Raw genomic sequence first — 20,211 nt, 5'->3', positions numbered from 1 at the left:
GTCCCTCACGTTCCTTTCACGTGGACGAGACACTCACGGTCGACGTTGCGCATCGACTGGGGCGTCGGCCACAAGCCGTCTTGCTTGCCGAAGTCGGTGAGGAGCGAGTAGTACTTCCGCCCCTGCGGCCCGTAGTAGAGACGGCCGCCGTCGACACGCGCGATCTGGGCTTCCTGCTGCCAGGCTTCGATCAATGAGTCCAACTCTTTGGCCGCTGCATGGGCCTCGTCTGGATCGGCCCGCTGCACGTGATCCACCACGAGGTCGCGGATCCGGGCGACTTCGGTCGCGTGATCGAGGATGTCCCCGGCCTTGCTCTCCGCGTTCAGGCCAATTCCATGTCGTACCAGGATGGTGAGCACGGCGTGCAGGGCTCGGTTGCGAGAGGGAATGGACCACGGCGTGACGCTGGTCGGTTCAACGTGCCGGTAGAGCGAGCGGTGGTAGACACCGAACGACTCGTAGTGGGACCGATCGCGTGGTTTGGTCGAGCGGAAGAGCGTGACGATCAGTCCCGGTACATGCCGACGGCCGACACGGCTGGTGGCCTGGATGTATTCCGATGTCGTCTTGGGCTGCCCGTTCATGAGCATGAAGCCGAGCCGCGGTACGTCGACACCCACAGAGAGCATGTTGGTCGTGGCGAGGAAGGAGACGCTGCCGCGTTCCTTGAAGCTCTTGCCCAAGCGCTCGAGGAGTCGTGGTTGGGCGGCGCGCGGGATGTTGCTGGTGAGCTCGACCACCGAGTCGTCGTTCAGCTTGCGCCGCCGGGTGTCGTCCTTGGTCAGATGCTCGAGCCGCGCAGGGATGTCGTCTCTCGCGATCGTGACGGTTCGTCCGAGTTCCCGCAGGCTGTTGTGATAGGCCACCACCGTCCAGTACGCGTCACGAATGGCATCGTCGTCACAGATCTCCCTAGGGGCCTGCAACGCGGCGGCACCCACGTGAACGGTGGAGGTCGAGGCTGTGTGCCCCTGTGCCATGACACCCACGTACAGACGACCGGGCTTGTCCTTGTCGGGAGTGGCGAAGTAGGAGTAACCGGCTTTGAGCCCCGCCGGAGGAAAGAGCTGTGCGGGACGGCCGTAGAGGCTGCCGACCTGGTCCTGTGAGCGTCGGATCGTCGCTGTCGACGCGATGACCTTCGGCGGGGTACCACCCCAGGCACACAGCTCTAGGATCGCCGATTCGTACAGACCGACCGTTGTTCCCAATGGGCCGGCCAGCAGGTGCAACTCGTCCTGAATCACCAGCGAGGGGGCGAGCTTGCCGTTTCTGCCGAAGAGGTTCCCGGCCTCGGGTTCCCACGCCAGTCGTGCGAACTTGTCCACGGTGCCGAGCACGAAGGTCGGAGGTTCTGCGTAGATCTGTTCGTCCACGACGGAGACCGGAAGCCACTCGTGGAAGACACAGGTGTCGCGCGGACAGAAGAACGAGGTGGTGACACCGTCTGCCCGGATACCGAAGTCACGATCGCGCCCGTGTCGTTCCGGGACGATCTCGGTGCCGCACCACGGACAGCGTTCCAGCAGGAAGCGATCATCGGGTTCGTTCATCTGCTTCAGGACACCGAGTTCGTCCTGCGCGACGGAGATCTTGTTCGGCGTGGTCTCCTGGCCCACCCAGAGCCCGATGGAGATGGGCTCCTGCCCCAGATCGTGTGGTATTGGCCCGTCGCATCCCTTCCTGATGTACTCCAGGGCACAGATGGCCGTCGCCGTGCGCTGGAACTGCTGCGTGGTGAGCAGGCTCAGCGTGTATCGACTCAGAACCGCCGTGCCGCCTCCGGCTGCGCCGAACTGCAGCCGACGCCAAAGGATTTCGAAGCAGGCGGTGAGGAGGTATGCCTCCGTTTTACCTCCTCCTGTTGGGAACCAGATGAGGTCGACCGTCTTACGGTCTTTGTGGCCCGGGTACATCAGACCTTCGACCACGAGGAGGAAGTAGGCGAGTTGGAACGGATGCCATGCATAGTCGCCATCGGGTTCGGTCAGTTGGAGTACTTCACTGTTCCTGCGGCGACGGGTGCCCGCCAGTTCCGGGCGGCTGTGGAGCATCTGGAGCGCCATGGCCCGGTTGGCCAGGCGAAATGCCTCGCGTGCCTTGATCCCCGCGGGGGTCGATGAGGTGAGTGCATTCACCCCTGCTGTCATGCGGTCGAGTGCGGTCTCGATGCGGTCGAGGATGCGTGCGGCGGGTTCGGCGGCCCATTGTCGCAAGGACTCCGCCTCGGACTGCTGGGCGTCGAACCACTTGCGATAGCCCAGGACGAAGGAATGAAGTTCGGCCCTGAGGTCATCAACGGCGAGCTCGGGGTTGGAGAGGTATGCGAGGTTGAGTACGGGCAGATCCTTGGGCCCATCGGGTTTGATGTGCTCGACCACTTGCTGAGGCATGACCTGCGCACGCACGGTGGTGACCTGGTCGGAATCGTCGTCCCAATCGACGGCACATCCGTGCCCCACGGCCCTCGTCACGATATGCCTGTACTGGACGCGGAGTTCTTGCTCCTCCTCGTCGCGGCTGTTGAGACGGGTGCTCGGATATTCGAGGATCGTCCCGCCGACTGCAGTCGCCTGAAGTTCGACCTGGAAGAGCATCAGGTCCCTGTCCTTGTGGGTGCTCTCCTCTTCGTCATGCGCGTTCGCGAGCACGCACGTGACCAGATGTCCAGCGCCGAAAGTACGCCACCGGACATGAAGACGGCCGTGACCGTCCAGAACGGGGATCGGCTCCGTAACTTCTGCAGTGACGGTCTCCCTTACGGAAAGCCGCGGTTGCCTTTGCCAGCTGCGGCGCCCGCCTTCGCGGGACGTCAGATAGCGGGTTGCCTCACAAGTTACTGCGAGTTCACGGGCATTGGTGAAGAAAGAGAAGCCGATCGATGACGGAAGCCATGCGTTAGCCTCGGCCACCGGGTCGTCGGCAAAGCTGTCCTCCTCGCCATTCCCGGCCTCTGTCCCGTTGAAATTCTGTTCGCCGTCCTCCTGTGAATGCTTCAGCAAGGAAGCTCCACGCGGGTACAACGTGCCCATCAGGTAGCGCCGGTCAGGTGGGTCGACGAGCGTCTCGTCCTCGACGCCGGCTGGACCGACCAACTGTTGGCGGAGGTACCTCACGAAATCGTCGCGGTGGCCGGAGAGCCGTGATCGGGAGTCGTTCACCGGAGACGACCCTCCCGCGCCAGGACGGCCATACTCAAGTCCTTCAGTTTCTGGCTCGTGCCGGGACGACAAGCCACCCACAGCTGGGCACGGGCCCTGGTCCAGGCGACGTAGAGCGCGTCGAGACGGCCCTCGAGGTGCTCGGGGTCGAGGTCTATCAGACAGACGACATGGTTCTCATGGCCCTTGAAGTCGGAGATGGACGACCAAGTGAGACGGTGCTTCGTGCGGTCGGTCCCGACTACATCGACGAACCGCTCGATCTTCGGGGCTCGTTGCGACAAACGGGCCGAGCTCGCTTCCCAGTCCCCAGTAGCGGACAGCAGTGTGATGTCCCGCGGCGAGACACCCTCCCGGGCCAGTTCGTTCACGTAGGCGTCGAGAGCGGTGGCCTCCTCCCGCACGTCGTGCACGTCGACGAAGCGGACCGGCTCACCCTCACCTGCGGAGGCGATGCCAAGGTCGGCGCCCGTGTAGAGGCGGACCTGGTTGACGATGGGCACAGTGTTGCGGCAGTTACGCTTCAAGGGCCCGTACACGGAGCCCAGAGGGCGCAGATACTCCCAGGCGCCCGGATCGTAGGCCTCTGGGGTCAGCACCTGGTTGTTCTGGTCGAGCATGAAGATCCATCGACCTTCGCCGAGGCCATCCGAGAGCAGCTTCTCCAGGGTGTCGAGACTTTCGAACGTCATCAGATCCTGGGCCTCGTCCACGATCAGTTGGTCGAAGGTGCGGGATCGAACCTCATCCAGGCGGTCGAATGGTAGGACGGTGATCGCATCGCCGGCGAGGAGCCGGTCCATGTGGGCAGCCAGAGTGGCGCTCGCACAGGTGAACAGAACGCTGCCGTTGGCGGACTTGCGGCGAGCCGCCTCAGCGGCGAGGAACGTCTTGCCGGTCCCTGCGCCACCGGTCCAGATGAGGCGCGGGTTGGACTCCAGCTCATCGAGTCTGTCCATCTGTTCGTTCGTGAGCCGTTCGAAGGCGACATCGAGATGCGTCAACCGGGACTGCAGATTGGGTACGCGGTCGAAATCGGGGCGGACGGCCTCGAGCATCCTCCTGCGCAGGGAGGCGGAGACGGGGGTGCGGGCCCACCGGTTCTGCGACAGCCAGAAGCGGGTGGCTCGTTCGACGCCCTGTGCCAGACCGCGACCGCCGTCGTACGCAGTGGTGCCGAGATACTGTTGGGGCTCGAACTCGGTTATGCGCGGGACGTCGACGTCCGGGGTGATCACGAGGTACCCGCTGGGTACACCATGGCCTCTCAAGTCACCAACCAGGGCACCGATCTCTCGTTCGAACTCGTGCATGCCCCCGCTGGCCTGTGCAAAGGGGCTCTCTTTCGGGCCCTCCTCGCGACCGGGCGGACCGTAGTACCACTTCCCGTCGCGTTGGTGGACCCCACCACCCTTGACCTCGATGAAGAGCAGAATGTCGGGCATGATGACGACGAAGTCGATCTCACCGACACGCTTCTTGCGGTGCTGGGGGAGATGAACAGTGTGCAGCGCGACGCTCTGGTCATCAGGAATCGCCTTGAGCGCCGCGAACACACTGCGCTCGGCCTGGCTCCGGGTGCTGCTCGAGATCTCGCTCGGAATGATGCGCATCAACTCTCCCCATGGTCACGCCAACACGTCCTCAAAATACCGAGCGATGGACCCCTCGGGACACGGGCCCTGGTGAGCAAGTGGTAGCAGCGACGGCCCGATGAGTGATGGACTACGAGGGAGCAGAGGCAGAGCGCGGGCGCGGGGGCTTGATGATCAGGGAGCGGGGCAGTGCACCCAGCAGGCGGATGAACGAAGCTGGATGGGATCTGCTCGTCGGCCTCATGCGCCGATTCACGGCCGAAGGGCTCGAACGCCGCACGGCTCTACAACAGGTGATGAGGGCTGCGCGCCTCGATGCGGAGGAGGCCCAGGCCTTGTACGAGCCCGTAGCAGCGGCGGATGTGGAAGGCGAACACATCGAAGAGGAACCGGACGTCACGCAGAGTGTGACTCCGGACGATGAGGCTGGTCTTGACGAGGTCCTCGACGAGTTGGACTCCGTCGAGGAAGAAGAGGAAGTCCCGGACCTCGAGTCCCTTCGAGGGACGGTGCGTGTCGACGACATGGAAGCGGCTCGTCGTACCGCCCGGGAACTGCTCGAGGTCGATCGCTGGCGAGCGAACCCGCACCGACGACTGCTGAGCGCCGAGGAGGAAGTGGGCCTCTGCCTCTTGTTCCGAGGCGCCAGAAGGCCATCGGAGCCATTGCCCGATGGTTACCTGGCGATGCTTCCCCGAGACGACGAGACGTACAAAGCCTTATCCGCAATGGTCGTCCATAACAAGCGACTCGTTCACAAGATCCTGCATGGCATGGGTCACTGGCGAGGCAGTCCCATGTACGAGGATCTCGTGCAGAGCGGCATGATCGGGCTCATCCGCGCCGTTGAGAAGTTCGATGTTTCCTTGGGGTGCAAGTTTTCCACCTATGCCACCTGGTGGATTCGTCAACGCATCACGCGGGCTGTGGTCAACGAAGGGGCTGCCATTCGACTCCCGGTCCACATCTGGGCCGATGTGGAGAAGGTGCGGAAAAGGGAGCGGATGTTTCTCGACCAGGGCCGACGTCCCAATGTGGACGACCTCGCCTTGGCGTGCGAGCTCAGCCCTGCAAGGGTGACGGAATGTCTGCGACTTGCGCATCGTGCGGTTCTCTCGCTCGAGCAACCCGTCGGCGAGAACGTGACTCTCGGGGAGCTGGTCATCGATGGGTTTCGTCCGCTGCCGGGGCCGGAACAGCTGCTGCAGTCCGAATTTGAGCGCCAGGAAATATTTCAGCTGTTCGATGCGTGCGTCTTCACGGAGAGAGTTCGAAATATCCTCTTGCTGCGGTACGGATTTATCGACGGCATATCCTGGACGCTCGACGAGATCGGTAGGCGATTCGGAGTCACGCGCGAACGTATTCGGCAGATCGAGAAGCGTGCAATTAAGGATCTGAAGATCCAAGTGGGACTGGACCCCGACGATCCTGACGCGGCACGTCGACGTATGAAGGCCGCTCAGAGGAAAGCCCAGAAGGCCGCTGAGGGCACTGCACTTCGCAGAGGCTCGGAGAGGCGGGAGGAGATGGGGGGCGGCGAGTCGCTGTCGTACGACAGCATCAACGCGTCGGAGACAGAGAGCAGTTCCAATGGGAGAGAGAGAACGGTGAGCTCGAAGGGGACGGAGTTCGGTCGGTGGTTGGCCGAACGAATGCAGAGGAACGGTGCGGACGCCGTCGAACTGGCGCGCCACTTGGGCACAACGCCGGCGCTCGTCGAATCCTGGCTGGGCGGCCTCTCTACGCCTCACCCGGACCTTATGGCCAGGGTGCGGGAGGTTCTCGAAGTCGAGAACGCATCCGATCAGGGCTCAGAGGTCCGTTCGGAACGGCTGGCTGGACCAGCGGAGACGTCGGTCGTGTGGTACCACCGCCCCGGGCACGACGATGGTGGTAGGGAGTTCGGCAACGCGGCAGCCTTCGCCTTCGAGGCTGACTTGGAGGTTCTGGCTCGCGAGGCGACCCAGAACAGCCTGGACGAGCGCAACAGGAGCAACGATCGACCGGTCAGGGTGCGCTACACCCTGCACGAACTGACAGGTAACGCCCTGGCCCGGTTCCGTACAGCGATTCGCTGGCATGACCTTCACCCGCACTACGAGGCCGCCGCCGCACAAGACCAGAAGGTCGGACGTGTCATCAGCACTGGCCTGCGGGAGATGCTGGAGCGGGATCGGCTGGTCCTTCTGCGCATCGACGACTTCAACGCCAACGGGCTGACGGGTGACGACTACGAGGACGGCCGATTCGCTGCCGTGGTGCGGCGCCAACTCGAAAGCCGAAAGTCAGATGTAGCGGCCGGCGGTTCATACGGCCTCGGGAAGGCCACGCTCTGGGCGACCAGCCGTCTCGGGCTCGTCCTCATGAACTCAACGCTCGCCGAACCACACGAGGGACGCACTCAGCGGCGGCTGGTCGGACGACTCGATCTGCCCTGGCGCGAGGTGGGCGGCAGGAGATTTGCCGGACCCGCTTGGCTGGGTCGGTCGGATCCCGAGGCGGACAACCCGGAGGTCGTCCGCTCCTGGTGGGCCGACGAAGAGACGGTCGAGAACCTGCACCTCACCCGCGAGAGCGATGATCCTGGCACATCCTTCCTGATCGTCGGCGCACACGATGTCGCCAGCCTCGCCGGGACCGGGCAGGACCAGGAAGGCGACGTGGGCGACGACGAGGACAGCCTGGAGCGCATGCACCAGAGGTTGGTCCGCGCACTCGGTCGTAACTTCTGGGCTGCGATGACAGCGGGAGGTGACAGTCGGCCGCTGCTGGAGGCGTCTGTGCGGACGATGCGCAATGGCGTGCCACATCTTGAGGAGGAGCGGGTCGATCCACACGTGCATCAACCCGCGCGCTCGCGTGCTCTTCAGGCCTTCCTGAGCGGCACCACGGTGGATCGTCTCACCGAGGCGGGCCAGGTGGCCATGGCCACAGTGCCGTTGAAGGTTCCCCAAAGAGACGGTGTCGCCAGTACTGCCGGCGAGCACCGGGCAGTGCTCCTCGTCACCGAGGCCACTGACGCCGATGGAAGGATCAACCAGGTGACCGCAATGCGCGGCAATCGCATGACGGTCAAGACCAGCTGGGTGCCCGGCCTCCCCCTGGGGACCAACCCGTTCCAGGCAGTTCTGCTCGCTGGTCGCGCGGCGGGAGATGACGCACCGCTCGCAGCCGAGGCCGAGGAATTTCTTCGCTCCTCCGAACCGCCTGAGCACAACAAGTGGGGCCAGACCGAGGAGCTGAGGATGCGCTACTCGCCATCGGCCCATCGACGGATTGCAGCGTTGACATCGGAGACCAACCGGGCCGTGCACGAACTTGTGGCGATCCCCAAGGAGAAGAAACCGAGCGGTACGAGCAAGGTGGGCAAGCGGCTCAAGATCTCGGGCAAGTCCGCCAGCAAGGTCAGGGGGACAGTGACGCCTCCCAAACTGGATGATTTGGAGGCCGTGATCGCCCCCTCCGGTGCATGGCAGATCACCGCCGAGGTCAAGGTGCCGCCCGGGGGAGAGCAGTGGCGCATGAGCCCTGTCGCCAAGCTGGAGGTTCGCTCCGGCCCTCGACCGGTGGTCAAGTGGGCCGAGATCACCGCTGTCAGCAACTGCGAACTGTCCGACGGCGTGCTGCATTTCTCTCCGGGGGCCCGCCGTGCCGTCTTTCGCGGCCTCACCGATATCTCCACACACCCGGTGCGGGCCGCGCTGACGGGTCTCATCGTCGAACTCCAGGAGAGCAAGGGAGGCGTCGTATGAGGGCTTACCCGTACCCCCGGCTGACCGGCGCAGTGACGGCGCGAGTCACGGCCGTGCGGCTGCGCGGACCCGGCGACAGCCGCGAGCAGTTGGACAGCAAGGGCTACTCGGTTGTCGAGCAAGTCGTGGCACTCGGTAGGGCTGAGCGCGATGACTGGCAGACTGCACGGCTCAGCCTGGCGGCGAACGTACCGGCTCGTGAGATCGAGACGAGGGGCCACTGGTCCGACGTCACGGTTGTCGCCGTTCTGACGGAGGGAGCCACCAACACACGCACTGTTGCCCGGCTGGAGCCCGGAGCGGAGGGCGGTAGGGACTGGACCGGGGAGATCGAGTTCAACCGGGACAACCACGTGGACCGAGCCTCCCTCTCTGTGCAAGTGGTGGCCACAGTCGGCGGGATAGCGGGGCGGGTGATCGCCTCCACCGACCAGGACTGGGTGATCGACGCGACGGCAGACGCCCCGCTCAGAGAGCGCCAACTCGACGTCAACACGGTCAGTTTCGCCCGTGGTCCCGAGTGGTTGCAGAGTTTCCGGGACTCTCCCTGGGTCGTGGACACGGCGGGGCGGATGCCCACCGTCCGCCTGAACTCGGATTTCGAGGGCCTCGTAGCGCTCGTGGAAGGCCAGGGCTCGAAGGTGGAGAGCCTGGTGGGCGAGATGTTGCTGGCCCAGATGTGTGCCGATGTATGGACCGCGGTCTTCCACACCGCTATCGGCGACCTGGAGATCGAGGACGACGGGACTCCGCTCTTTCCGCCCGACTGGCGAGGTGCGGTGCTCCGCGAGATGCTCCCGGACATCGTTCCCGGGCGATCGGTGGAAGACGCGCTCCGCGAGGTGCACATCCGACGTACCGGTGAGGGGAGTTGGGCGGATCTACAGCCGCGTATCCAATATGCAGCCGCCCAGCGTGCGGGCGTCCCCAAAGTGCTGGCCAGCACTGTCCGCGACATCGAACGAATCAACCAGGAGCCCCACGCGTGACTTCCCGCCCCGAGCACCTGCCGGAACGGCTTGCTCTGATCTCCGATGTGCAGGCTGCCGAGTACATCTCCACAGGTTTGCTCGAGGGACGCGAGGACGTCCCTTCCATCGCACTGAACAAGGTTGCCGAGGCGTCGCCCGGCGACGATGCTCGACTGCAGCTGCACCGAGTGCGAGAACTGATCGACGACGCCATGACCAAATTCCGGGACGACCGTCCAACGGCGGCGGATGCGTGGCTGGCGCCGCGACTACACGAGACCCTTCGGCTGACTCGCCGAGAAGCAGCCGAGAAGAGGCTCTGGACATACATGGCTCTTGGGGTGGCTCCGGACTACGTCGTCTGGCGGCACCTGTCCGAGCCGAAAGCGGAAGGTTCGCGCGGACGAGTGGCCCGCGACAAGTTCGTCGGCCCGCACTACAAGCAGACGTTCGCTCGACTCTGGTGGGCGGCCGAGCTGTTCCGGGACGGCCCGGACTACCAACCCGTCGTCGTGGCCTGCAGTAATCAGGACATGCTCAACTCCGCTCTTCGGCTGGACATCATCGACCATCGCCCGACTGCTCTTGCCCTCGTCAGGCTCATGGAGAGGGAGATTGTGCGCACCGGTCGTGAGGTCAATGCCCTGACGCCCGCAGTCAACGCCGCTGCGGCAACGTTGATGTACGACGTCATCGCCCCGGATGTGGAGCGTGACGGAGAGCCGCTACGTCACTGGATCGCTGGGGCCGAATCAGCACTCCCTTCCCCCCGGAACAACCTTCCTGAAGGCCCGCACGAGGAGCGTGTCCCGGAGGAGGCGGTTCGCGCACTGGTCACCCACTTCGAGGAACTGTTCGCGGAGGCGCCAGTCAGGGGGAGGACTTCCGACGAGAGCGAGTGACCTTGTGCGAGTCCGGAGGGCATTGACTCTGATCCCCACACCCGATGACGCGCAACTTATCCGAGGTGGACCGGGGCACACTGGGCCAAGTGATCGCGGCCGCCAATTCGTCGTCTGAGGGTGCGTACCCGCGCAGGGCCTTGCTGAGCACGTGCATACCGAGCCGGGGTGGTACCGCATTACCCACTTGCTGTGCCTGGTCGTTTCCTGACCAGGGGAAGTTGTGCGGGAAGGTCTGGAGCACCCCGGACTCAGGGATGGTGAAGCGGTCGAACCTCTCGGCCGCGTAATCCTCATCGCTCTTGTAAACCCTGTTCCGGGAAATCTTCCCGGTCACCGTGAAGGCAGGCTCGGATGACAGGCGCCGACCTCGCTTCTTCGGGTCGCCCCCGGAGCCGTAATTTGAGACGACAAAGAAGTTCGTCTTGCCTCCCGTCTGGAGCCGCGACACGTCCACGGGTGAGTCCTTGAGCTCACTCGCCGCGTCGAGGGCCTTCGCCATGGAGAGCCAGCGCTGCTTGGTCCCGGGAAGCGCAGAATCGGCCGGGAGCATCTCCGCCTGGGCGGCACTGCGTCTCCCCCGGTGCAAGTCGAAGGGCAGGTGAGTCGCTTCGAGCGATTCGATGGCCCCATGTCCCGGCCGCCGGGCGACGAGGACGGCGCGCGTGCGAGTCTGCGGCACCCCGAACTGCTCGGTCTTCAACTCCCAGTATTCCGCTTCGTACTTGACACCCTTGAGGCGGCCTTCGCCACCACGCAGAAGCTTCGCGTAGACCTCCCAGAGGGGTAGGACCGCTGGCACCTGTTCCAGAACGATGACCTTGTACGGGTCGCGGCCCTCTGTATCGATCGCCTTGAGGAGCCAGCGGAGGGGCTCCAGGACCAAGGCGGTGCGTGGGTCAACGCCACGGGCGTGCAGATCCTTGTCGATCTCGGCTTCGTCTTCCCCGCCCACGAGGCGGTGGATGAATTCCTCCACCAAGTCCAGTGCTCGCCGTCCCGCGCCGTTTCCTGCAACGGAGAAGGATTGGCAGGGCGGCCCCCCCGTGAGGACGTCGACCGATTTCGGAATCTCATCAAAACGGCTCTCACGCATGACGCTCACATCGGCGTGAATCGTCGGCAGTCCCGCCGCGTAGCGCGTCTCGCACGCGTTCCGGTCCCACTCGATCCCGATGCTCTTGAAGCCCAGGAAATGCGCGGCCACGTCCAGTCCACCAGGACCTGCGAAGAGGTCCAAGATCCGGATTCCGTCGAGATGGTGAGCCTGTGTTCCCGGGCTGGTCATGGGGATGAAGTGTAGCCGGCGCCTGGGGTTGCGGGCGCCGCCAGAGCTGCCCGGATCGCCAGCCCGAGCGCCCTGGCCACCGGCAGTGGGGAGGCATGCCCGATCGGGCGATAGCGGGCCGTCCCCCTCCCGGCGATTCCTCGATCAGAGCTCATCGCCCCCGCCCCGCATGACTCGTCTCCGCCTGCTCGCCTTCTCCCGCTCAACAGCCGCGGCCACCTGACGCACAACGGCGTCCGGTGACTCGTGTTCCCAGAAGCGCAGGACCGTCCAGCCCTCGGACAACAGCTGTGCGTTCGTCTCCTGGTCCCGCTCGATGTTGCGATCGAGCTTCTGTCGCCACCATTCCGCGTTCGCCTTGGGACTGGTGGCGTGCTCCGGGCAGCCGTGCCAGAAACAGCCGTCGATGAGCACGGCCAACCTGGCGCGCGTGAACGCGATGTCGATCTTCCGCCTGCGCATGCCCGGCACCGGATAGTGGACCCGGTAACGGTATCCGGAGGTATGGAGAAGCTGCCGCACCGCCCGTTCAGCACTGGTGTCCCGGTTGGTCTGCCGGCTCATCCGGGCCGAGACGTCAGGGCTGGAGGGGGGTGCAGCACGCATGCTCCCAGTGTCCTATGTCCGACGTCGTTTCGGCCCACAGTCACGGAGTAACACCGACTGGAGCCGCAGGTACGGAAGCAGGTTCTCGTCTCACGGCCTGTGAGGCTGCCCACGAGCAGGGCAAACGGCGTGACGAGGGCCGACTACCTCGTCGGCAGGCGGGTGAGACTCGTCCTCGATCACCGGGTACAGGCGCGGGCCCCGTCACCTGCTTCGTGGCCCCCGAAATGGGGCCGTCCTCCGGGCCCGGCATGACTGTTGCCCCCTGTCGACGGGATGGCCTGGGGGCACCGCGCCTGAGGGCACCGACTGACCGCGGTTCCCCTCGTGGATCACCTCACGATGACTTGAGCGCTTTCTCGAACGTTCCCGCCTTAACACGGAGGGTGAGGGCCTTGAGTCTGTCCCGGATGGTCACTATGACCACGTCCGGATCCTCGCCCTCGCGTATAGCTATTCCCTTGTCGAGCCGTCTCAGCTCTATGCAGCTGTTGTCCGGGCCCCCGCCCGAGTACGAGGACTTCTGCCAATCAGTAGACGTTGGAGCCATGGCTTCGCTTCTCACGTTTCCCGGATGACCTGCTGGATGAACGCTCGCGACTCGTCCACGCCCAGCGCCGGCTTCGCCAGGCCGTCGAACATGTCGCGGTACATGGACAGTAGGGGGACGGCGTTGATGAAGCCCCCGCCGAAGGCGTTGTCGATCTGGACCGTGTCGAGCTCCGGGATCGGACCGGACGCGTAGAGCATCGACTGCGCCGTGCCAATCACGTTGTCCGTGTCGAAGGGGACGACGCGCACGGTCACGGTCGGCCACTCCGCGACCTGCAGGAGGAACTCCAACTGCGCACGCTGGATCGATCGGGTCCCGTAGCGCATGCGGAGCGCGGCCTCGTGGATCAGAGCCGTGGTCTCCGGAGCGTGTGGCTGATCGTAGATGCCCCGCCGTCTGATGCGGTGCTCCACTCGTGCGTTCAACTCCAGCTCGGGCAGGGTTGGTACAGCGCTTCCGAAGACGACTCGCGCATAGTCCTCGGTCTGGAAGATGCCTGGCACGTGCGTGATCTGGAGCAAGCGCAGTGCGCAGGCATGGTGCTCCAGCTCCGATACGTCGAGGAAGCCGGGGTCAGGACCCCTCGATAGGCCTCCCACCAGCCTCGCCCGCGCTCCTCCGCCATCCCGCACAGGACGTCGATCAACACGGTGTTGCTGGCCTTGTAGTGGGCAGCGAGCCGGCGTACGCGCTCGGCGCTGACGCCCCAGCGGCCGGCTTCGATGTGACTGATCTGTGCCGAGCCGCCACCAAGGAGTGCTCCTGCATTGGCCATGGACATCCCGGACGCTTCTCGGAGCTTCCTCAACTCCGCGCCCAGGCGGGCCTGGCGCGCTGTGGGGTTGCTTCTCGGCGGCATGAATGCGGCCCTCCGTTCGGTGGTCCGAGTGTCCCGCGCCACCCTCCCACAGGTCCACTTGCCACTTCCGAGTGACAGCAGGGGTACAGGATTGTGCCGGTACAGATTTGTGCCCTACGGTCCTGACAACAGCGCGCATCCGCGCCGGGAAGACCCGAAGTGCAGCTGCCTGCATGTCAGTTGATGGCATCCCGGGAGGTGGCCGGGCGACGGACGGCGGTCGGGGCGCAGATGACTCTCCACGACCCGCGTTGGGAGACCAGGAAATGCGTACGACCGCACTCAACAGTTCCCGCACCACCTTCCCCCACAAGCCGCCCCGCCTCTATCAGTTGGTCGCGCCTGCCGAGCCGTCCACCGCCCGGCTCGCCCGGAACTTCATCAGCGGTGTGCTCGTCGCTACCGAGCATCCTCTGCTGATCGACGACGCTCGCATTTGCGTCTCGGACACCGTCGCAAACGTCGTACAGCACGCTCGCGTACCCGACCTCACCGTGGAAGTGGACGTCCAGGGGCTCCGCGTGATCACTTCCATTCGCGATCACGACCCCCTCCGGCTGCCCCGGCACCGCCATGCCCGTAGCGACGAGGAGCGCGGGAGAGGGCTTGCCCTCGTCCAACAGCTCTCCGTCGCCTACGGCATGAACCTGGTCTGGGACGGACTGAACGTCATCGGCAAGTGTGTGTGGTTCGAGCTGCACGAATGCGAGAGCGGTAAGTCCCGTTGAACCGTGCAGCAACGGCGGGCCCGGACCCCCGTCCCGGGCCCGCCAGGGCGATGCGTTTGCGGACTAGCCCGTTCCGGCAGCAGAAACCCTGCAAATTCCGGTGCCGCAAGGAGGGTTTCTGCTGTCGGAGTGCTGCGCTCCGCAATACAGGTGCCGCTACCGCGAACCCCCCGCCGGCTTCGTGACCGCATTGGCGATCCGCAGTGCCATCTGCCCCTGGCTGTCGTCCCGGTGCGTCGGTGTCCACGAGTACACCGCCGTGCGCTGCAGGTCCCGCGTCGCCACCACCGCCGAGTTGTAGCCGTATCGCTCCCCCGTCTTGCCCCACAGGGTCACGCCGTTGATCGTGACCGTCTGGAGGCCCATGCTGTAGCGGGCCGGGGAGCCGTCGACCATCCGTACATCCGCAGCCGGCATCTCGAACATCTTGTTCAGCGTTGCCTTCGGCAGGACCCTGCCCGGCGTGAACAGGGCCGTGATGAAGCGGTCCAAGTCGCTTGTCGTCGAGATGATTTCGCCCTCGCCCCATGCCTCCGACTGGTCGTACTCCGTCACGTCCTTCAGCGTGCCGTCCGACATCGCCAAGTAGCCGTGGACGTGCGGGCCGTGGAGCTTCCGGTCGTTGCCCGGGAAGGAGGTGTGGTGCAGGCCCAGCGGGTGCAGGATGCGGTCACCGATCACCTTGCCGTACGGCTTGCCCGTCACCTTTTCCAGCAGCATGGCCGCCAGGACGTAGTTCATGCCCCGGTACTCCTGCTTCGTGCCCGGCGTGAACTTCATCGGGGCGTTCTCGGGCAGGGTGGCCACGATCTCCTGCGGTGTCCATCGGTCGTTGCGGTGTTCCAGGATCTGCTCCGGTGTGGTCTTCTGCTTGGACTTCGGGATGTCCTCGCTCGGCAATCCGCTGGTGTGATCGAGGAGTTGGGAGATCTTGATCGGGGCGTAGCTCTTGGGCAGCACGCCCGGCAGGTAGTCCTGGATCGGCTTGTCCAGGTCCACCCGGCCCTCCGCCGACAGCTGCAGCACCGCCGCCGCCACGAAGATCTTCGTGATGCTGCCCGCCCGGAACGTGTCGTCCTGGCGTATCGGTGCACCCGTCGCCCGGTCCGCCACGCCCGACGTGCCGTACCAGCTCCCCGCCTTGCCGCTCACCCGCAGCTGGGCCGCCGTTGCCTGCGGGTGGTTCAGGTCGGAGACGGCTGCGCGCAGGGCCTGCACGTCGAGCGAGGGAACGGCGACAGTTGTCGGCGTCGCCGCCATCGCAGCAGGTGCGGCAACACCCGCCAGCAGCGCGGCAGTCAGCGTGGCGCCCACGAGGGCGCGGCGGGACAGGAAGGTCGGAGTCATGGCAATCATGGTTCCGGCGCGCGCCCGCCCTGCCATCCGGGGGCGGCCCCCACCCTCCCCCTATGACTCCCCGACAAGGTGCTCAGGGTTAGCCTCAGGGTCATGAAGATTCCCGCGTCCCTCGTCTCCGCCACCGGGCTCGTCGGCGGGTACGCCGTCGCCCGGTGGACCGGGAGGCGGCCCCTCGGCGGTGTCGTGCTCGCCGCCGCCGGGGCCGGCGCCGCCCGGCAGTGGTGCGAAAAGGGCGGCGCCCCGACCGCCGCCGCCCTCACCTCGCTCTACGTCGCCGCCTTCGGCGTCTCGCACCCACTGGCCAAGAAGGTCGGCGCCTGGCCCTCCGTGTTCGGAGTGGCCGGCGCCGTCGCCCTCGCTTCCTGGGCCGTCACGGAGCACAAGCGCTGAGCTCCTGCAGCGCCTACGCCGATGCCTCCGTCAGGTGCGCCACCTCCGCCTCCGTGAGGTGCAGGTCCGCCACCGCCAGGAGCGCCGGCAGCTGCTCCACCGTGCGCGCGCTCGCCAGCGGCGAGGCCACCGTCGGCTGTGCCGCGAGCCACGCCAGCGCCACCGTCGCGATCTCGGCGTCGTGTGCAGCCGCGATCTCGTCCAGTGCTGCCAGGACGCGGGGGCCGCGCTCGGACCGCAGGTGTTCCGCCGCCTTGTCCGCACGCGCACTGTCCACTGCGGCTCCCGGCCGGTACTTGCCGGTCAGGAAGCCCGAGGCGAGCGCGTAGTACGGGACGGCGGCCAGGCCGTGCTCGGCGGCCACGTCCGCCAGGTCGCCCTCGTACGTGTCCCGCGACACCAGGTTGTAGTGCGGCTGGACAGCGACGTACTTGGCAATGCCGTTCGCCTCCGAGAAGTTGAGGGCCTCGGCCAGGCGGTCCGCGGTGATGTTGGAGGCCGCGATCTCACGGACCTTGCCCTCCTTCACCAGTGCGTCCAGGGCCGTGAGGAACTCCTCCACCGGCACCGACAGGTCGTCGTAGTGCGTGTAGTACAGGTCGATGTGGTCGGTGCGCAGGCGGCGCAGGGAGTCCTCCACGCCCGACTTGATGGCGTCGGCGGACAGGCCGCGCGGGTCGGGAACGCCGCCGCCGACCTTGGTCGCGATGACGACGTCGTCCCGATTGCCGTGTGCGGCCAGCCAGTTGCCGATGATGGTCTCGGATTCACCGCCCTGGTTGCCCGGCGCCCAGGCCGAGTACACATCCGCGGTGTCGATGAAATTGCCGCCTGCACCGACGTAGGCGTCCAGGACGGCGAACGACTGGGCTTCGTCCGCCGTCCAGCCGAAGACATTGCCGCCGAGCGCGAGCGGGTGGACGGACAGGTTGCCGATCTTCCGGAAGTTGTCAGCCATATCTTGATCAACTGCCGTGGCCCGTCTGCTATTCCGCCGCCCCTCTGTTCTCTGCCGCCCCGCTATTCCGCCGGGGCCGGCGCCGGAACAGGGTCCGCGGCCACCGAGGAGAGCGGTGCGGCGATGTCCTCCAGGGAGCGGCCCTCGGCCCGTACCGCCAGCAGCGCGGCGGTCAGCCCGGCCAGGCACATCAGCGTGGCGCCGATGTCGAAGGCCAGGACGGTGTCACCGATGACGCCGCTGCTGGTCAGCTGGGAGAAGAGCAGCGGGCCGCTGATGCCGCCCGCCGCCGTGCCCACCGCGTAGAAGAAAGCGATCGCCATCGCCCGGGTCTCCATCGGGAAGATCTCCGAAACGGTCAGATAGGCGCTGCTCGCGCCCGCGGAGGCGAAGAACAGCACCACCGACCAGCAGGCCGTGAGCGTGGTCGCGTTCAGGCTGCCGGTACTGAAGAGGTACGCCGTGACGAAGAGGAGAACGCCCGCCAGGAGGTAGGTCGAGGAGATCATGATGCGGCGGCCGAGCGTGTCGAAGAGCTTTCCGAGGAAGAGGGGGCCGAGGAAGTTGCCCGCGGCTATGACGGCGAAGTAGTAGCCGGTGTGCGAGGTGGAGACGCCGAAGAACTTGGTCAGGATCGCCCCGAAGCCGAAGGTGATGGCGTTGTAGAGGAAGGCCTGGCCGACGAAGAGCGCGAGCCCGAGAATCGCCCGCCTCGTGTAGTCCTTGAACAGGGTGCGGGCGATGACGCGGAAGCCGATGCTCCCGCGCTGGCGAATGGTGATCCTGCCAGTGGCGGGGGGCAGTGGCGCGCCCTTCTCGGCCGCGATGCGCGCCTCGATCGCGTCGACCAGTTCCTCGGCCTCCTCTCCCCGGCCGTGGATGAACAGCCAGCGCGGACTTTCCGGGACCTGGCGCCGTACGAGCAGGATGACCAGCCCCAGGACGACGCCCATCCCGAAGGTCAGCCGCCAGCCCACGCCACGGGCGAAGATCGCTGTGTCGAGCATCAGAATCGACAGCAGCGAGCCGCCTATTGCACCGAGCCAGAAACTGCCGTTGATGATGAGGTCGACGCGGCCGCGATAGGCGGCCGGGATCAGTTCGTCGATGGCGGAGTTGATGGCCGCGTACTCGCCTCCGATGCCGAAGCCCGTGAGGAAGCGGAAGACGAAGAACCACCAGGAGCTGAACGAGGCCGCGGTCAGTGCCGTCGCGGTCAGATAGACCGCGAGCGTCACCATGAAGAGTTTCTTCCGCCCGAATTTATCGGTCAGACGTCCGAAGAAGAGCGCCCCCGAACACGCCCCCGCCACATAGAGCGCGGCCGCCATGCCGGTGACCCCGCCGGAGCTGATCGGCAGGCCGCTGCCCTTTTCGGAGAGCCGGCCGGCGATGTTCCCGACGACCGTCACTTCCAGGCCGTCCAGGATCCAGACCGTTCCGAGTCCGATGACAACCGTCCAGTGCCAGCGCGACCAGGGCAGTCGGTCGAGTCGCGCGGGCACGGACGTGGAGATGGTCCTCGCGGTCGTCACACCATCTGAGTGCCCTATTTGAAGCAGAACATTCTCGGGCAAATGTGCGCACGAGTGGACGTACGAATGTGCGAACCGATCAGGGCACGGCCACGGCCGACGGCTACGGCCGGAGGCCCTTGTTCCGCAGCCACGGCAGCGGATCCACCGGCCCGCCGCCGTCCGGCCGCACCTCCAGATGCAGGTGCGGACCCGTGACGTTCCCGGTCGCCCCGACCCGTCCGATGACGTCGCCCGCCGCCACCTTGCCGGACGTGACCACCATCGACGACAGGTGACAGAACCACAGCTCCGTGCCGTCGTCCAGGGTCAGGACGATGCGGTAGCCGTACGCGCCCGACCAGCCCGCCGAGGTGATCGTGCCGCCGGCGACCGCCTTGACGGGCGTGCCCGTCGGGGCGGCGAAATCCTCGCCGGTGTGGTTCGCGGACCACATGTTCCCCGACTGCCCGAAACCCGCGGTGAGGGTGTACGAGCCGACGGGGAGCACGTACGAGCCGTGCTCGCTGGGCGAGGGGGCCGAAGGCTTCTGCGGTGTTTCGGAGGCGGATCCGTCCCCGGTCTTGTCCCCGGTCTTGTCCCCGCTCTTGTCCCCGGCCCCGTCCTCAGTCTTGTTCTCGGCCTTGTCCTCGGCCTTGTCCTCGGCTTGCGGAGTCTCCTGCTCTTTCTCCGCTTCGGCCTTCGCCTCCGCCGTCCGTTCCGCAGCGGCCTTGCGGTGTGCGTCCTCCGCGGCCTTCGTCTCGCTCTGGCGGGCGGCCTCCTCGGCGGAATCCTGCTGGTTCTCGGCCTGCTGGAGGATACGGGCGCGCAACGCCTCCCCGGCGTCCGCGGCGTTCTGCGCCAATGCGGAAGCGGATTCGGTCTTCGGGGCGGCGGTGGCCGGGGATTCCTCTTCGACCACTCCGAGCAGTTTTCCGGCCATCTCCGGCAGTTCCTTCAGATCCGGTACGTCCGGCACGGATATCGGCGCCGCCGGACGGTCCTGGGCACTCGCCATACCGCCCGCGCCGACCGCGGCGATGACACCCACGCCGAGAACGGCGCCGCTGCGGGCCATCGAGCCGCCGCGCTGTTTGGCGACCCGGTGCCGGCCGCGCACGGCCGATCCGGGCACCTCGCCGGGGTTCCATTCCTCGTCGGCGGGGAGGGGCTGCGCACGCTCGTACGAAACGTACGGCTCATGCTGTTCGTGCGAACTTCCGTCCGGGAACAGGCCGTTGGACGCCACCGGGGCGCACTCCTTTCCTTCCTGCTCGCCTACCGGGTTAGCTGACGGGTTCGGAGGAGGAAGGTCCCCTACGGGCCGGCTGCTGCCGGTCCGATTCACCCCAAGGGTTGTGGTTCCCCGGTTCCCTGAAGTTGCTGGTCGCGCAGGTGTAGCCAGACGTGCGGGATTCGGCGAAGGCGCACGGTGCCGCCTCTTGCGGCGGTTTGACGACCGCGCTGCGTTATCGAACGTTAATAGACGCGGCAGCCGATTTCCAAGCCGAAAGCGTGAATTCACGGGGCTCTTGGGCAGGTTTTGCCATGTGGTGGGCGTGCCGCTCA

Annotated in this window: 16 protein-coding genes and 1 riboswitch; of the genes, 5 read left to right on the top strand and 11 right to left on the bottom strand. The window is 65.9% G+C overall.

What is annotated here, in order from left to right:
- Positions 1-5: 5 nt before the first annotated feature.
- Positions 6-3,164: a helicase-related protein gene (locus tag ACLHRZ_RS16315; RefSeq protein ID WP_490419140.1), complete on the bottom strand. Its 3,159-nt coding sequence runs from the start codon at positions 3,162-3,164 to the stop codon at positions 6-8.
- Positions 3,161-4,777 (bottom strand): nuclease-related domain-containing DEAD/DEAH box helicase, encoded by a 1,617-nt coding sequence (locus ACLHRZ_RS16310; protein ID WP_490419139.1) that lies wholly within the window; start codon positions 4,775-4,777, stop codon positions 3,161-3,163. The genes ACLHRZ_RS16315 and ACLHRZ_RS16310 overlap by 4 nt, the downstream gene beginning before the upstream one ends.
- Before the next feature lie 107 nt (positions 4,778-4,884).
- Here ACLHRZ_RS16310 and ACLHRZ_RS16305 point away from each other — a divergent pair, with 107 nt between their 5' ends.
- From ACLHRZ_RS16305 to ACLHRZ_RS16295, 3 genes are read left to right on the top strand one after another with little or no spacing between them, the layout of a single operon-like run.
- Entirely contained in the window at positions 4,885-8,514 is a 3,630-nt protein-coding gene (locus ACLHRZ_RS16305; RefSeq protein WP_490419138.1) for a sigma-70 family RNA polymerase sigma factor, read from the top strand.
- The gene (locus ACLHRZ_RS16300; RefSeq protein ID WP_490419137.1) at positions 8,511-9,503 is read left to right on the top strand and encodes a hypothetical protein; all 993 of its coding nucleotides are present in this window, start codon (positions 8,511-8,513) and stop codon (positions 9,501-9,503) included. Before ACLHRZ_RS16305 ends, ACLHRZ_RS16300 begins: the two co-directional genes overlap by 4 nt.
- Positions 9,500-10,387, top strand: coding sequence for a DUF6339 family protein (locus ACLHRZ_RS16295; RefSeq protein ID WP_490419136.1), 888 nt, complete (start codon positions 9,500-9,502; stop codon positions 10,385-10,387). The genes ACLHRZ_RS16300 and ACLHRZ_RS16295 overlap by 4 nt, the downstream gene beginning before the upstream one ends.
- Here ACLHRZ_RS16295 and ACLHRZ_RS16290 read toward each other — a convergent pair.
- The 5 genes from ACLHRZ_RS16290 to ACLHRZ_RS16270 form a co-directional block, all read right to left on the bottom strand.
- Positions 10,356-11,675 carry a DNA cytosine methyltransferase gene (locus tag ACLHRZ_RS16290; protein WP_490419135.1) on the bottom strand — a complete coding sequence of 440 codons (1,320 nt, stop codon included), beginning with the start codon at positions 11,673-11,675 and terminating at the stop codon, positions 10,356-10,358. The two genes, ACLHRZ_RS16295 and ACLHRZ_RS16290, sit on opposite strands and share 32 nt — an antisense overlap.
- A gap of 144 nt (positions 11,676-11,819) precedes the next feature.
- On the bottom strand, positions 11,820-12,281 hold the full coding sequence (locus ACLHRZ_RS16285) for a very short patch repair endonuclease (protein ID WP_490419134.1): 462 nt from the start codon (positions 12,279-12,281) through the stop codon (positions 11,820-11,822).
- Positions 12,282-12,618: 337 nt separating this feature from the next.
- A complete protein-coding gene (locus tag ACLHRZ_RS16280) occupies positions 12,619-12,846 on the bottom strand; it encodes a DUF397 domain-containing protein (protein ID WP_490419133.1) in 228 nt (75 codons plus the stop codon).
- The gene (locus ACLHRZ_RS16275) at positions 12,843-13,337 is read right to left on the bottom strand and encodes a DUF5753 domain-containing protein (RefSeq protein ID WP_490419132.1); all 495 of its coding nucleotides are present in this window, start codon (positions 13,335-13,337) and stop codon (positions 12,843-12,845) included. Before ACLHRZ_RS16275 ends, ACLHRZ_RS16280 begins: the two co-directional genes overlap by 4 nt.
- Positions 13,256-13,609 carry a hypothetical protein gene (locus ACLHRZ_RS16270; RefSeq protein ID WP_490419165.1) on the bottom strand — a complete coding sequence of 118 codons (354 nt, stop codon included), beginning with the start codon at positions 13,607-13,609 and terminating at the stop codon, positions 13,256-13,258. Before ACLHRZ_RS16270 ends, ACLHRZ_RS16275 begins: the two co-directional genes overlap by 82 nt.
- 350 nt (positions 13,610-13,959) lie before the next feature.
- Between ACLHRZ_RS16270 and ACLHRZ_RS16265 the strand changes: the two genes are divergently transcribed.
- Entirely contained in the window at positions 13,960-14,421 is a 462-nt protein-coding gene (locus tag ACLHRZ_RS16265; protein ID WP_490419131.1) for an ATP-binding protein, read from the top strand.
- 156 nt (positions 14,422-14,577) lie between these two features.
- Here ACLHRZ_RS16265 and ACLHRZ_RS16260 read toward each other — a convergent pair whose 3' ends face one another.
- Complete coding sequence (locus ACLHRZ_RS16260; protein ID WP_490419130.1) at positions 14,578-15,768, bottom strand: serine hydrolase domain-containing protein; 1,191 nt, start codon at positions 15,766-15,768, stop codon at positions 14,578-14,580.
- 102 nt (positions 15,769-15,870) lie between these two features.
- Here ACLHRZ_RS16260 and ACLHRZ_RS16255 point away from each other — a divergent pair, with 102 nt between their 5' ends.
- Positions 15,871-16,170 carry a hypothetical protein gene (locus ACLHRZ_RS16255; protein ID WP_490419129.1) on the top strand — a complete coding sequence of 100 codons (300 nt, stop codon included), beginning with the start codon at positions 15,871-15,873 and terminating at the stop codon, positions 16,168-16,170.
- A 13-nt stretch (positions 16,171-16,183) separates the two neighbouring features.
- Here the strand turns inward: ACLHRZ_RS16255 and ACLHRZ_RS16250 are convergent, their stop codons facing one another.
- The 3 genes from ACLHRZ_RS16250 to ACLHRZ_RS16240 all read right to left on the bottom strand — a co-directional run bounded on the left by ACLHRZ_RS16250 (position 16,184) and on the right by ACLHRZ_RS16240 (position 19,891).
- Entirely contained in the window at positions 16,184-17,128 is a 945-nt protein-coding gene (locus ACLHRZ_RS16250; RefSeq protein WP_490419128.1) for an aldo/keto reductase, read from the bottom strand.
- Positions 17,129-17,190: 62 nt separating this feature from the next.
- Entirely contained in the window at positions 17,191-18,663 is a 1,473-nt protein-coding gene (locus ACLHRZ_RS16245; protein ID WP_490419127.1) for an MFS transporter, read from the bottom strand.
- Positions 18,664-18,766: 103 nt separating this feature from the next.
- On the bottom strand, positions 18,767-19,891 hold the full coding sequence (locus ACLHRZ_RS16240; RefSeq protein ID WP_490419126.1) for a M23 family metallopeptidase: 1,125 nt from the start codon (positions 19,889-19,891) through the stop codon (positions 18,767-18,769).
- Positions 19,892-19,903: 12 nt separating this feature from the next.
- Positions 19,904-20,073: riboswitch (cyclic di-AMP (ydaO/yuaA leader) on the bottom strand.
- Positions 20,074-20,211: the final 138 nt, after the last annotated feature.

The sequence above is a fragment of the Streptomyces sp. AM25 genome, assembly GCF_058146165.1.
Note: the sequence above shows the minus strand (reverse complement) of the source record. Positions and strands in the feature narration are given on the sequence as shown.

Excerpts from the sequence above, each read along its gene's own strand:
- ACLHRZ_RS16310 (WP_490419139.1), bottom strand. The coding sequence starts at position 4,777 with ATGCGCATCATTCCGAGCGAGATCTCGAGCAGCACCCGGAGCCAGGCC.
- ACLHRZ_RS16305 (WP_490419138.1), top strand. The coding sequence starts at position 4,885 with ATGGACTACGAGGGAGCAGAGGCAGAGCGCGGGCGCGGGGGCTTGATG.
- ACLHRZ_RS16300 (WP_490419137.1), top strand. The coding sequence starts at position 8,511 with ATGAGGGCTTACCCGTACCCCCGGCTGACCGGCGCAGTGACGGCGCGA.
- ACLHRZ_RS16290 (WP_490419135.1), bottom strand. The coding sequence starts at position 11,675 with ATGACCAGCCCGGGAACACAGGCTCACCATCTCGACGGAATCCGGATC.
- ACLHRZ_RS16285 (WP_490419134.1), bottom strand. The coding sequence starts at position 12,281 with ATGCGTGCTGCACCCCCCTCCAGCCCTGACGTCTCGGCCCGGATGAGC.
- ACLHRZ_RS16270 (WP_490419165.1), bottom strand. The coding sequence starts at position 13,609 with ATGGCCAATGCAGGAGCACTCCTTGGTGGCGGCTCGGCACAGATCAGT.
- ACLHRZ_RS16265 (WP_490419131.1), top strand. The coding sequence starts at position 13,960 with ATGCGTACGACCGCACTCAACAGTTCCCGCACCACCTTCCCCCACAAG.
- ACLHRZ_RS16260 (WP_490419130.1), bottom strand. The coding sequence starts at position 15,768 with ATGACTCCGACCTTCCTGTCCCGCCGCGCCCTCGTGGGCGCCACGCTG.
- ACLHRZ_RS16255 (WP_490419129.1), top strand. The coding sequence starts at position 15,871 with ATGAAGATTCCCGCGTCCCTCGTCTCCGCCACCGGGCTCGTCGGCGGG.
- ACLHRZ_RS16250 (WP_490419128.1), bottom strand. The coding sequence starts at position 17,128 with ATGGCTGACAACTTCCGGAAGATCGGCAACCTGTCCGTCCACCCGCTC.